Here is a 13,014-nt window from a genome sequence, read left to right on the forward strand (position 1 = left end):
ATGGACGAGGAACTCTACCAAGCATTCATCACCGAGAGCGAAGAGAGCATCACCCGACTGAACAACTCGCTGCTGGAACTGGAGTCGAACCCCGAGGACACCGACGCCATCGACGAGATTTTCCGACAGGCGCACACCCTGAAGGGGAACTTCGGCGCGATGGGCTTCGACAATGCGGCGACGGTCGCCCACGCCGTCGAGGACCTGTTGGACGAGATTCGACACGACCGCCTCGACGTCACGGCAGAGCGCATGGACCTCGTGTTCGACGGGATGGACGAGATTCTCGAGATCCTCCATGAGATAGACGAGCACGGCGAATCGCGGACCGACCCGACGGAGCTTGTCGAGGAGATTCGCGCCGCGGCCGAAGGCGACGACGGGTCGGAGGCGCCGGCGGGAAACTCGGACGCGGCGGCCGCTGACGGGTCGGCCGCCGCCGACTCGTCTTCGCCGGCCGCCGAAACCGACGTGGCGGCGCTGACCCGCGACGTGCTCGACGGGGGAACCGTCGCGGGCGCGGACCACCTCTACCACGTCGCCGTCGAACTCGACACGGGCGAGATGAAGGGCGTAGACGCCGGACTGTTCCTCGGCAACGTCCCCGAGGAGTTCGACGTCGTGGGCGCGGACCCCCACGTGGACAGCATCGAACGCGGCGAGTTCGAGGACGGCTTCTCGCTGTTCGTCGCGAACGTCCCCGGAGAAGAGCTCGACGCGACGCTCTCGGGCCTCTGGAAGGTCGAGTCCGTCGAGTGTACCGACGTGTCGGGTGCGTTCGACGGTGCGGCCGATGCGGGCGGCGCGAAACCGGAGGCGGACGCCGACTCCGAGACGGACGCGGACGCCGGGTCCGACTCCCCGGCGACGGACGACACAGAGAGCGTCGTCGCCGACCCGTCGGCGGAAGTAGACCCCGAGGAAGCCGAGGCGGCCGTGGAAGCCCTCGCCGCGTTCTCGGGCGGCGAGTCCGACGACGCCGAGGAAGCGCCCGAGGCGGACGCAGACGCTCCCGAGTCCGACGCCGTCGAGGCGGACGCCGGCGGAGACGCCCCCGCAGCGGAGTCGTCCGCGGACGGAGGCGACGACGCGTCGGACTCGACGGCGTCCGAGGCGGAGGAGAAGAAAGCGAAGAAGGGGAAAAAGGAGAAGGGCCGCTCCATCTCGGCGGTCAAGTCGGTCCGCGTGGACGTAGACCAACTCGACCAACTCCACGAACTCGTCGAGCAACTCGTCACCAGCCGTATCAAACTCCGGCAGGCGATGGAGGGCGAGGGTACCGGCGGCGAGACCGGATTGGACACGCTCGACGAGTTGGACAAGATATCGACGAACCTCCAGAACACCGTCATGGACATGCGGCTCATCCCGCTGAAGAAGGTGTTCGACAAGTTCCCGCGCATGGTCCGCGACATCGCGCGCGAACAGGACAAGCGCGTCCGCTTCAAGGTGGAGGGCGAGGACATCGAACTCGACCGGACCATCTTGGACGAGATATCCGACCCGCTGATGCACGTCCTCCGGAACGCCGTGGACCACGGCATCGAGATGCCGGACGAACGCGAGGCGGCGGGCAAGTCCCGCACCGGGACCATCGAACTCAGCGCCCGCCGGCAACACGACACCGTCATCGTCACCGTCGAGGACGACGGCGGCGGCATCGACGCCGACGCGGTTCGCGACAAGGCCGTCTCGAAGGGACTGGCGACGCGCGAGGAGATAACCGAACTGCCCGACGAGGAGGTGTACGACTACGTCTTCCACCCCGGGTTCTCGACGAACGACGAGATTACCGACGTGAGCGGACGCGGCGTCGGCATGGACGTCGTCAAGACCACCGTCGAATCGCTCGACGGGTCCGCGGACGTCACGAGCACGGAGGGGGAGGGCTCGAAGTTCACGATTCGCCTCCCCGTCTCCGTCGCCATCATCAAGGTGCTGTTCGTCAGCGTCGGCGACCGGGAGTTCGGCGTTCCCATCAAGTACATCGACGAGATCTCGCGCCGCCAGCGCGTCGAGACGATAAACGCCGCGGAAGTCGTCGTCCACGAGGATCGGATATTCCCGCTCATCCGCCTCCGGAACGCGCTCGACGTCGATATCGACGAGTCCGACAGCGGGATGGTCGTCCGCATCCGGCCGGAGGACCGGCAGGTCGCACTCCACTGCGACCGCGTGACCCGTCAGGAAGAAGTCGTCGTCACGCCGCTTCAGGGACCGCTCAGCGGAACCCGGGGGCTCTCGGGGACGGCGGTCATCGGCGATGGGAACGTCATCCCCATCCTCGACGTGAGCACGCTCGAACTCCCCGAACGAGGCAGGCGGGCGATGCGGGAGTGGACGCCGCCCTCGACCGGTGAGGAGGGCGCGACGGACGTAGAGGAGGCGGCCGACTGATGGGGCACTCCGACCTCTCGGCCGACGAGGGGTTCCTCGCCCTCCTCGACCACATCGAGGAGTCGCTGTCGTTCGCCACGAGTTCGTACAACAACGCCTACCTCGACAGGCGCATCTCCGCGCGGATGCGACGCCGCCGCGTGGACGACTACGAGAGCTACCGAGCGCTGTTGCTCGACGACGCGGAGGAACGGACCGCGCTGCTCGACTCCCTGAGCGTGAACGTCACGAGTTTCTTCCGCAACCCGAAGGTGTGGGGCGCGCTCCGGGACGTTCTCGCGGAGTTGACCGCCTCGGGGCGCACGAGAGTGTGGAGCGCGGCCTGTTCGGACGGCCGCGAGGCGTACTCGCTGGCGATGCTCGCGCACGACGACGACCGGATCGACCCCGCGGACGTCGAAATCCTCGGCACGGACATCAAGCCGACGATACTCAGCGCGGCCCGGCGCGGCGAGTATCGGGCCTCGGAGACGAACGACCTGCTCGAACAGCTGTCGCCGCTGGACGACCACGAACGGTACATCGAACGCGACGGCGACTCCTTCCGGGTCGCCGACGAAGTCCGCGAGTTGGTCTCGTTTCGGAACCACGATTTGGTGCAGGAGGAACCGCCGCAGACGTTCGATCTCGTCCTCTGTCGGAACCTGTTCATCTACATCAACACCGACGCCAAGCGCGCCATCTTCGAGACGCTCGGTTCCGCGCTCGCCCCCGACGGCTATCTCACCATCGGGATGACGGAGACGATACCGCCCTCCTGCCGCGGTCGGTTCGAACCGGTCGAGAAACGGCTTCGCATCTATCGAAACAGCGCGGGCGATCCGAACTCGTGAGGTGAGTGGATGAAACCCGGAGAACAGAAAGTCAGCGACACCAGCGGCCGGTTCCTGCAGGCGCTCCGGAACGGCCGCGAAGTGAACGACGCCAACTGGACGAACGGCCGCATCCTGCTTTCGAACCAGCGGCTCATCCTGGCGGGGACGGGGGGGAAGCGGACCTTCCCGCTCTCGACCATCGAACAGGTCGGCGGCCGGTTCGACGTCAATCAGCGAGTCGCGACCGTCTCCGACTATCTCGCGCTCCGGTACGACGGCGGCGAGGAAGTCGTCCTCGTCGCGCCCAAGGACTTCGACGAGTTCGAACTCGACCTCTACGGTGCGTTGCTGAACTCGACGAAGTTCCTCGTCCGCCACCCGGCCGTCGAGGGGGGCGTCGTCCAGAACACGGAGTGGGTCGGCGCCCGCATGAAAGTCGAGGAGGAGGCCGTCAGCATCGCCACCGTCACCGGGTCGTTCGTCGAAGTGCGACTGGACGACATCGGCGACATCAACATGGGCCGCCGGACGGTCCGCGAGGAGTCCCGCGAGGTCATCGAAGTCGAACACTCCTACGACGACGGGACGAGCGTCCAGACGTACATCTCCGGCCCGGAGCAACCCGTCGGCATCCTCAAGTCGCTGCTCAGAATCGGCGAGGAGCAGACGGAGATGGCGCTGGACCTGAGCAAGACGGACAAGCAGGTGCTCATGGCGCTGTACTCCGGCGTCTCGCCGTTCGACATCCCGGCGTTTCTCGGGCTCGACGTGGACGAAGTCGAGGAACTGTTCGTCCGACTCATCGACCACGACGTCTTAGACGAGGTGCGCGTCCGACACGAGGTCGAACTCAACGCGCGCGGGCGGAGCATCGCGGCGGACGCGATAGAAGACGACCAAGCCTCGATGTAAACCCACCTTTTTACTTCGTCGGGTCGCGCTACGCGCGACCGCTCACACGAGAACGCGCGCGTTCTCGTTTGCTCGCGAGACGCAACGCGTCTCGCGAACCTCGCAAAAAAGCTGGACCAAAAAGTTTCCGCGAGGCTCGGGCGAAGCCCTCGCTCGCGGTGCAAGTCGGTGTCCCGCGGCGGCTACACCTTCCATCGACGCGGCACGTTCCAGTTGGTCTCTTCGTCCTCTCCCGAAGCGATTCGACCGACCGTGATGTAAAGAGAAAGTACTTATCGACAGTTCTCGGTTCGTCAGTATAGCTCTCCCCCTTTCTCGCCGTACAAGGTTACTCCGTCGAGTCGGTGCTGTCGGTCTCGGTACAGTTCTTGTTTACGCTGGCTGTCTCGGGTTGTTCAACCTCCGGAATACCGGGGGGAACATGGTGATCGTTCTTCAGAGCTACTGCGGCATCGCAGTAGGAACCGGAGTCGCGCTGGGTTATGGTGGAGTTATTCAGCCACAATCTCTCCGGAGGATTACCGTCGTGGCTCTTCGACTTAGCACGATAGCACTACTTCTCTCAAGTCTCATCTCCCTCGCCGTTGGTCTTAGGCAGTGGCGGGGAACTCGCTCCCTTCTTCGCCGTGCTGGGAGGAATCTGTATTGGGTTAGCACTCCTCGCTCGGTCTTTCTCGGTGAGACTCAACCAGGGCTCTCCGTCGGTACCAGACGAATAGTATAGGAAACCACGGACAGTTCTGATGGCCTGTACTTTGTACTGTGCTGGTAAACTATCGCACTCTCTCCTAACGACCGTTTCGTCGCGAACGAACCAAAACGAACGGTTGCCCCCGCCGAGTACCTCCTCCGTCGTCGGCACGCACGTCTCGTCACGTTACCGAAATTTCGACGAAGCCGCGATTGTAGGACGTTAGACGTTGACGTCCTCTATCTCCTCGTTGACGACGAACCGCCCCTGCGGCGTGAGTTCGCACGGCGTCGTGTCGTCGGTGATGAGGTCGTCCTCGAACAGTTCTTCGAGTTTCACCTCCAGTTCGGTTTCGTCGAGTTCCAAGAGCGACGCGAGGTCGATGTTCGGTCCGGTGGAGTAGAGGCCGACGAGCACCTCCAGTCCCTCCTCGCTCACCTCCACGTCGCGCACGTCGCTCTTTATCCAGTGGTAGATGAGTCGGAGGTACCGACCGAGGACGTTCATCTTCCGCCGCGACGGCAGGGATATCTCCGTCGTGACCGTCTGTCCGTTCTCGACGTGCTGCACCGAGAGGACGAGCTGTTTCTGCTCCTCGACGGTCCGTTCGATGACCTCGAAGAAGATGACGGAGGCGAGGTCGATGGTGAACGGTTCGTCCCCGTCGCCGAGGGAGTCGTTTCCGGGGAACGTGACGGACTCGTAGTCGAGGTGGAGTCCGGTCTCGCGCTTCGGGGAGTCCATGACGCGGCCGCCCACCTTCGCCGGGTGGGTGACCATCGTCTTCGACCCGTTCAGCGCCGCGCGGAACAAGAGTAGCGAGAACTTCTCGATCGTGTCGCGGTGCCCGCCGATGACCGTCGTCTGACGGCGGTTGTCGACGATGTACCCCACCATCACGGTGTAGTCGAAGAACTCCTCGACCTCCGCCGGCACCTGCCCGACCGCGATGTCGAACACCGAGGTGATGGGGATGACCGTCTTCGACCGCGAGGTGGCGAGGATGAGGCGGCGACTGCTCATCAGGACGCGACCCTTCACCGGGTCGAACGAGGCGTTGCCCCCCGCGACGAAGTTCGCGACGAAGTCCACGACGATGGACTCGCCGTTGTCCGTCTTCTTGTTCCGACGCTTCGAGCGTTCTCGTTCCTCGTCCGTCGTCTTCGGTTCCTCCTTCTTCTGCCGATAGGCTTCGAGCAGGTCTTCTCCCTTCGATTCGGCGTTAGCCGGGGAGGGGCCCGAGCCGTCCGCTTCCGTCTCTTTGTCTGTGTCTGTCATACGCTGATCAGGGCTCCCGCGAGCGACGAGGTGGCGACTGCGCTCGCACAGCCGATCCAGGTGAGGACGACGAAGTGAAGGTACGCGTTCGCTTTGTGCCCGCCGTCGACCATCCGGATCATGAGCGACGACAGCAGGGCGTTGAACAGGATGATGAGCGTCAGCAGGTACTCGATGAACGGGATGTCGTACACGCCCGCGTAGATGAGTTGGCCGAACTCCAGTTGGGCGAGGTTCATCTGCGTGGAGAACGACGCCAGGATCTCGACGACCTCCAGCCCGATGAAGAACGCGAACGACGCGGAGGCGGTGATGCCGTACAGCACGCCGATGAGCGTGATTGTCGACTGTTCGCGCTGGCGGCGGAGCTTGATGACCTCGCTCATGTTGGTACTGATGAGCTCGCCGAGCTGTTTCGGCTCGCCGCCCATCTGTCGGCCCACGTTGTACATCTCGCTGAACTTCTGGATGAGGTACGAACTCGACTCCGCCGTGAAGAAGAACCACGACCGGGTCGGACCGATGCGCATCTTCAATCGGGTGTAGAGTCGGCCTATCTCCCGAGTTAGCACGCCGAAGTCCTTGTTTCGGAGGGTTTTCAACACCGCCGTCGTCGTGCTCTGTTTCGCGCTCTCGGACGCGCCGAGTGCGCGGATGAACCCCGGGAACTCCTCGTCGCGTTCCTTGATTCGATTCTCGTGCCGGCGCGCGATGATGCCGGGGACGGCGAGGGGAGTCAGCGGCGTCGCCAACAACAGCGGAACGGGCGTATCGACCATGACGCCCTGTATCGTCCGTCCGACGGGCGTCACGCCCGCGGTTCCGACGGCGAGGACGACGATAAAGAGGAACGAGAGCGCGACGGCCCCGTAGAGGGTGATGTCTATCTGCCGGTCGGCCTTCGTCCGGAAGTCGTCTTGGTGGTACCAGAGGGGGTCGTACGGCGACATCGTTCTGATGACGTAGTAAAAACCCAGTTGGACGAAGACGAACAGGACGATGACCGCCGCGATGGTCATTGTCGCGTCCGTCCCCGTCAGTATCGGGAGGACGATGGCGTTGATGATGGCGAACGTCATCGACAGGATCATCGAGAGGTAGAGGTCCTTCATCACTTCGAGGTTCCCGAGTGCGCTCTCGTACACCGTGATGTACTTCTGAATCATCGCGCTCTGCTCGCCGAGGAGGAAGTCGTCGATGCTCTGCCCGGCGTTCAGCGAGTACGAGAGGCGGTCGAGGAAGTCCGCGAGGGGCTTCGAGGGGACCTGTCTGGCCCGACGGCGACAGGCGTCGTCGAGCGACTGGTTCCACGTGTCCACCAGCTGCGTGATGCGGCGCATCTCGATCGCGAGTTCGCCGTACTCCTCTTCGCGCCCGAGCACGCGGAACACCTGCACTCGGTCGATGTTGGTCGTAGAGAGCACGGTCATGTGCGTGATGACGAGGTGAAGTTGGTTCTCCAGCCCTCTACGCTGTTGTTCGACGAGGAGGCGCGGGTACAGAAGCCCCGCGACCAGCATCAGCGAACCGAGGAGGAAGATGGGGATTCGGACGAGTACCGGTAACGGAAGCAGTAGCGCCCCGAGGACGGACGCGAAGAACAGGACGGTGGTGGGAAGGAGAACCACGAGCCCGTACCGACTCGTCTCCATCGGCATCCGTTCGTACGAGTCGAGGACCGAATCGAGGAAGTCGCGGGCCTGTTGGGCCTGCGTCGTCATCCCCCCGTCGCCCGCGGCACCTGCTCCCGACACGATCACACCCTCGCCATATCGAACGGCAGTCCCTCGACGCCGTCACGCTGGTAGTCTTCGATCAGTTCGTTCGACTCGTGGTAGCCGACGACGTTCTCTTGGATGGCCCGGCGGACTATCTCCGCGCGGAACTCGATGTCCTCGTATATCTTCCGGGTGTCCGAGTACCCGAGGAGGGTCGCGATCTTCTCCTCCATGATGAAGGAGTTGTTCCGCCCTTGGAACACGATCTCGTCCTCGACGGGGTCCCAGTAGAACGCCTCCCGGGTCACGACGCCGCCCATCTCCTTCGAGTACCCTTCTATCTCTTGGACGCTCGTCACGCGACGGAGGATGTCGTTGCCCCGCTTGACGCGGTTCTGGAACAGGGCGATGTCGCAGTTCGACATAAACGTCTCGGGGACGTTGATGGGGTCGCCGGTGAACCGCTGAATCATGGAAACGATGTCGGAGGCGTGGAACGTCAGCATCACCGGGTGACCGGTCTGGGCGGCCTGGAACGCCATCCGCCCCTCTTCGCCACGAACCTCCCCGACGATGATGTAGTCGGGGCGAGAACGCAGCGCCGCGGCGACGAGGTCGAACATGTCGACTTCGGAACCGCCGCCGCGCCCTTCGCGCGTGAGGAGTTGCTGCCACGTGTCGTGCGGCGGAAGCACCTCGGCGGTGTCCTCCGCGGTGTAGATCTTCGAGTCCTGCGGGATGAACGACGTGATGGCGTTCAGCGTCGTCGTCTTCCCGGACGCCGTCTCGCCGACCACGAACACCGTCCGCTCGTTCTCTAACGCTATCCAGAGGTACGCACAGAGTTCCGGCGACAGCGTCCCCCACTTCGCGATTTGGAACGCCGACAGCGGAACGTCGTCGCCCTGACGGATGGTGAGGCTCGACCCTTTCAGCGACACGTCGTCGGAGTAGATGATGTTGATACGCGACCCGTCCGGAAGCGTCGAGTCGACGATGGGGTGCGCGTCGGAGATGGGGTCGCCGATTCGTTCGCCCATGTTTCTGAGCCAGTTGTCGAACTGGCCCTTCGAGTCGAACTCGACTGTGGTCTCGAGCAGGCCGAACACGCCGTGGTCAACGTCGACCTGCCTGGGGCCGATGACGTGAATGTCCTCGTTCGCCGGGTCGCGCATGATGGGTTCGAGCGGTCCCAACCCGACGATGTCGCGCACCAACCGGTACTGTATCTTCTCGTACGTCTCCTTGGTCACCTGCACCGGGCCGAGGTCGAGTCGCTGGATCAACTCCTGGATGCGACCCTCCCGGGCACCTTCGATGGCGACGATCTCCTCGAGGAGCTCCCGAATCCGCTCTTCGTACTCGACGTCCTCCTCGGGTGCGGGTTTCGACACCGAGCGTTCGAGGAGTTTGTCCTTCACCTGGTCGAAGATGTCGTGTTCCTTCTCGCTGAGTTCGGGTTCGATGGCGTAGTACTTCGTCGTCTCGCCGAAGTTCCCGTAGACCTGCGCGTATATCGGTCCCCCGAGGTGGTAGACGATGTTCGGGCGACGCGACTCGTGGTCGCCGCCCGGTTCGTCGATGAGCATCGGAAACTCGCCGGTGATCTGCTTGAACCGCTTGAGGTGTTCACGCAGGTGGGACCACCGCATCGCGTGTTGTTTCAGTTCGTCCGAAATCTTGGACGAGCCGTGGTCCGTCGGCATTACGCGACACTCCTGCTTTCGATGACGATGCCGATTCCGGACCGGACGGAGAACCCGACGCGGTCGCCGACCTGTTCGCCCATCCCCGCGAACCGCTTGACGAAGATGTTCCGGCGCACGTCGTTGCCGACTTCGACCATCTCCAGTTCGAGGAACACGTCGGCGATGGAGCGGAACGGCCCTATCGCTTCGTCGTCGACCGTCGAGGGGTCGACGGTGAGGACGATGGTCTTGCCCTTCGTCGTCAGCTCGCGGAAGAACGAGATGATCTCGAGGGCGGCCTGTCGCTCCTCGTTCTGCCGGACGAGCGCCTCGAACTGCGGGTCGTTCCGCAGGATGGCGTCGAACGTGTCGATGATGACGACGTCGGCGTCCCAGACGGTGTCGGCGTCCATCAGTCGGCGGAGCAGCTGCTTTCGCTCCTTCTCCGCGCTCCCGCCGGTCAGCGTCCCGGAGGCGTCTATCTCCGCGTGGAGGAACAGAATCTCCTCGTCCAGCAGGGGCTTGACCACGTCGTACGACAGCGAGTGCATCTGGTCGAGGAAGCCCCGGACGCCCAACTCCGTGGAGATGAGCGTCGTGACGACGTCCTCTTGACAGAATCCGTAGGTGAACCGCTGCGAAAGGACGCTCTTACCGGCGCCGTAGTCCCCCTCGATGAGGACGATGGCTCCCCTCGGGAGTCCACCGCCGAGCTCCTTCTCCAAGCGGTCGTGCTGTGCCAGTCCGAGAGAAAAGTGATTTGCGTTCATGCGTTCGTCCTGAATTTGAATATCTCTTCGTCGCCGTTGATGACGACCTTCACGCGGTGGTCGCCCGCGTCGAGCGACAGTCCCGACACCGTCACTTCGACGACGCCGTGCGGCCGCCAGTTGGCGCTTCCGTCGACGACGGTGACGCTCACGTTCGTCTGGTACTCCGAGTCGACGATGACGTCGAAGGTTCCGCCGGCCGCCGGGAGCGTCCTGACCCCGGTGTTCTTCACCAACAGCGTCACCGTCCTCTCGCTGTCGTTGTAGACACCCGCCTCGCTATCGCTGATAATCTCGATGTCGGTTTCGATGTTCTCGGCCACGTCTCCGCCGCGTTCGTCGAGCGCGTTGCTGATTCCGCTGACCGTGTCGATGAGGACACCCGCGACGCCCGCCGCGATGACGAGGCTGGCGATGAAGAGGATGAGGCTCGGAGCGGAGACGTCTGCCATCTTAGCTCACCACCGTGACGGTGTGACTGTCCGAAACGCCCGTCTCGGTGACGATCTTCACGCGCGAGGCGTCGGTCGCCAAGTCGATTCGGAGCGTCTCCCCCGGCGCCCAGAGGTCGGTGTCCCTGTCCCCCTCGACGTAGGTACTGGCGGACACGTTCTGGTACTCGTTGTCCGCGAGTACCGTCGTATCCCGAACCGAGAGCGTCGTCGAACCGGTGTTGTTCACGAGAATCACGACTCCGTTTCCGTCGCTGGTGTTGTACGTCGCATTGAAGATATCTATCTCCGTGTTCCGCCGGTCGAGGAGTCGCTCGTGGTTCTCCTCCTCTGCGTCCGTCAGTTGCTCGGCGGTACCTGCCGCTGCGGTGTACAGCGTGCCCGTACAGATGAGCACGCCGAGGAAGATTATCGCCGTCGAGCCACTAACGCCGAAGCCCACCGCGACCCCCTCTCCGACCGTGAGCGGAGAGCTCTTCGAGCAGGCGCGCCTCGGCGACGTCGCCCGCCAGTCGGCTGATGTACGTCAGGCTCTCCTTGTGGTGTTCGACGCGCAGGTCCCGCGGCTCCTCCGTCGACGTCGACGGACCCCGTCCGTCGGGCCGACGAGCGCTGCTCGTCGACGTCGCGGACGCCGCGTTCCGCACGTGAGCGTTCATCTTCCGCTCGACGTGCCGGGAAATCCACTCCTGCTCTCTGTACTGTCGAAGCGCGCGGGCGGCGCCGATCGCGCCGCCGACGGAGACGAGGAACCGAGTCCACTCCAGCGCGACCGACTCCGTGATGTAGCTCGCGGGCAGCGCGGTGAGGTACTCCGGTCCCTCGTTCGCGTCGGCGTTCGCGCCGCGTCCGGACTGCGACTCGACTCGGCCCGACCGGGGCTGGGAGCGACGCTGCGTCGGCGCGGGCTGCCGTTCGACCGGTTCCGGTTCGGGCGTCTCCGTCGCCGCGTCGTGGTCGAACTCGAACGCCTGCGGTTGGTCGTCCGACCCGGCCTCGTCCTCCGCGTCGTCCTCGAAGTACGCGTCCGGCTCGTCGGCGGCGTTCGCCTCGCCGTCGGAGGGCGACTCGTCGGTTTCGTCGGCCGCGGGGGACTCGCCGACCAACTCCTCGGTCGTCGGCACGCCGGAGTCGTCGGACGCGATGTCCGCCTCGTCGAGGGGCGACTCGTCGACGGGTTCGTCGGCGGCGCCGCCGTCCTCGTCGAGTTCCTCGTCCCAGCCCTCGTTCTCCTCGTACTCGGACTTCAGGTCGTCGAAGCTCGACCCGCCGCCCGACGACGATTCGCTCTCGTCGCCGTCGTCCAAGGCGTCGGCCGGACTCGCGCGCTCCTCCCCGGCGAGTTCGTCCTCGGCGGCCAACTCGGCCTCGCCGGCCTCGGCGTCGATCTCGCCGAAGTCCTCGTCGAAGAAGCTCTCGGCGTCCGCGCTGGCGACGTCGGGGTCGAGGTGTTCGTCCTCTTCCTCCTCGCCCTCGAAGATGCCGAACGCGCCGCCCCCTTCGAGGCCGCCCATCTCGCGGGCGTCGTCCACGAACGGGTTGATGCCGCGGGTGACCATCTCGTAGATGTCGAGGAGCTTCCTGATGGTGTCGTCGAGGTCTTCGACGGTCTCCCCTATCTGTTTGTTCTCCTCGCGGACGGTGTTCATGCCGGACGAGACGGCGCTCAGTTCGTTTTCGAGGTCGGAGATGCGGTCTTCGAGCTCGGCGGCCGTCGAGTCGTCGACGGAACCGCCGCCGCCTCCGCCGCCGAACTCGTCGTCCCCGAACTCGTCTCCGTCCTTGAACTCGTCGCCGTCTCCGAAGTCGCCGAAGTCGTCGGAGAGGTCGTCGAGGTCGTCGTCGAATCCGAGTCCATCGGTGGCGACGGTGTTCTCGCCGTCGGACGGCGAGCCCTCCTCGTGTCCGTCCATCCAGTCCATCATTCCCATCCGTCTCGCCTCCGTCTCCGTCGAAGGTCGCGCGCGGATGCGAGACGGAGTCCCGCGTCCCGCAAGGCGGGGCGCTGCCGCGTGACCAGACCGTCTCTGGCGGGTAGTCGAACGTCGCTCGACGTCGTTCGACCACGCGTACGTGACCGACGAGAGTGCCTCGCCAACGGCGCCGCCGAACGGCGTTCCGTGGGCCGCCAGACGCGGTCTGGCGACACCGACGAGCGAAGCCCGCCGGCCGATCGGACTGCGTCCGATGACGTTGCCGAACAGGGTTCGGCAAGCAGTCGGACTTCGTCCGACGACGTCGCAGAGCGATGCTCTGCGGGCCACCGAACCGTGTCCGGTGACGACACCGAACC

The 13,014-nt window shown here is 64.4% G+C and carries 10 protein-coding genes; 3 read left to right on the top strand and 7 right to left on the bottom strand.

Annotated elements, in window-relative coordinates; translation table 11 throughout:
• The 3 genes from ACFQEV_RS13005 to ACFQEV_RS13015 are packed head-to-tail and all read left to right on the top strand — an operon-like array spanning position 1 to position 4,124.
• Positions 1 to 2,397: a chemotaxis protein CheW gene (locus tag ACFQEV_RS13005; protein WP_379696710.1), complete on the top strand. Its 2,397-nt coding sequence runs from the start codon at positions 1 to 3 to the stop codon at positions 2,395 to 2,397.
• Complete coding sequence (locus ACFQEV_RS13010; RefSeq protein WP_379696713.1) at positions 2,397 to 3,230, top strand: CheR family methyltransferase; 834 nt, start codon at positions 2,397 to 2,399, stop codon at positions 3,228 to 3,230. Before ACFQEV_RS13005 ends, ACFQEV_RS13010 begins: the two co-directional genes overlap by 1 nt.
• Before the next feature lie 9 nt (positions 3,231 to 3,239).
• Complete coding sequence (locus ACFQEV_RS13015) at positions 3,240 to 4,124, top strand: CheF family chemotaxis protein (RefSeq protein ID WP_379696716.1); 885 nt, start codon at positions 3,240 to 3,242, stop codon at positions 4,122 to 4,124.
• A 913-nt stretch (positions 4,125 to 5,037) separates the two neighbouring features.
• Here ACFQEV_RS13015 and ACFQEV_RS13020 read toward each other — a convergent pair.
• The 7 genes from ACFQEV_RS13020 to ACFQEV_RS13050 are packed head-to-tail and all read right to left on the bottom strand — an operon-like array spanning position 5,038 to position 12,652.
• Positions 5,038 to 6,093: a CheF family chemotaxis protein gene (locus ACFQEV_RS13020; RefSeq protein ID WP_379696719.1), complete on the bottom strand. Its 1,056-nt coding sequence runs from the start codon at positions 6,091 to 6,093 to the stop codon at positions 5,038 to 5,040.
• Positions 6,090 to 7,814, bottom strand: a complete 1,725-nt coding sequence (gene flaJ / locus ACFQEV_RS13025) for an archaellar assembly protein FlaJ (RefSeq protein ID WP_379699860.1) — start codon at positions 7,812 to 7,814, stop codon at positions 6,090 to 6,092. Before flaJ ends, ACFQEV_RS13020 begins: the two co-directional genes overlap by 4 nt.
• A gap of 35 nt (positions 7,815 to 7,849) precedes the next feature.
• The gene (locus ACFQEV_RS13030; RefSeq protein ID WP_379696722.1) at positions 7,850 to 9,517 is read right to left on the bottom strand and encodes a type II/IV secretion system ATPase subunit; all 1,668 of its coding nucleotides are present in this window, start codon (positions 9,515 to 9,517) and stop codon (positions 7,850 to 7,852) included.
• Positions 9,517 to 10,269: an archaellum protein ArlH gene (gene arlH, locus ACFQEV_RS13035; RefSeq protein ID WP_379696725.1), complete on the bottom strand. Its 753-nt coding sequence runs from the start codon at positions 10,267 to 10,269 to the stop codon at positions 9,517 to 9,519. Before arlH ends, ACFQEV_RS13030 begins: the two co-directional genes overlap by 1 nt.
• Complete coding sequence (gene arlG, locus ACFQEV_RS13040; RefSeq protein ID WP_379696728.1) at positions 10,266 to 10,721, bottom strand: archaellum stator protein ArlG; 456 nt, start codon at positions 10,719 to 10,721, stop codon at positions 10,266 to 10,268. Before arlG ends, arlH begins: the two co-directional genes overlap by 4 nt.
• A gap of 1 nt (position 10,722) precedes the next feature.
• Positions 10,723 to 11,163, bottom strand: coding sequence for an archaellum stator protein ArlF (gene arlF / locus ACFQEV_RS13045; RefSeq protein WP_379696730.1), 441 nt, complete (start codon positions 11,161 to 11,163; stop codon positions 10,723 to 10,725).
• Entirely contained in the window at positions 11,147 to 12,652 is a 1,506-nt protein-coding gene (locus ACFQEV_RS13050) for a flagella accessory protein C (protein ID WP_379696733.1), read from the bottom strand. The genes arlF and ACFQEV_RS13050 overlap by 17 nt, the downstream gene beginning before the upstream one ends.
• Between the last annotated feature and the right edge of the window lie 362 nt (positions 12,653 to 13,014).

It is taken from the genome of Halopelagius fulvigenes (assembly GCF_042662625.1).
Lineage (GTDB): Archaea > Halobacteriota > Halobacteria > Halobacteriales > Haloferacaceae > Halopelagius > Halopelagius fulvigenes.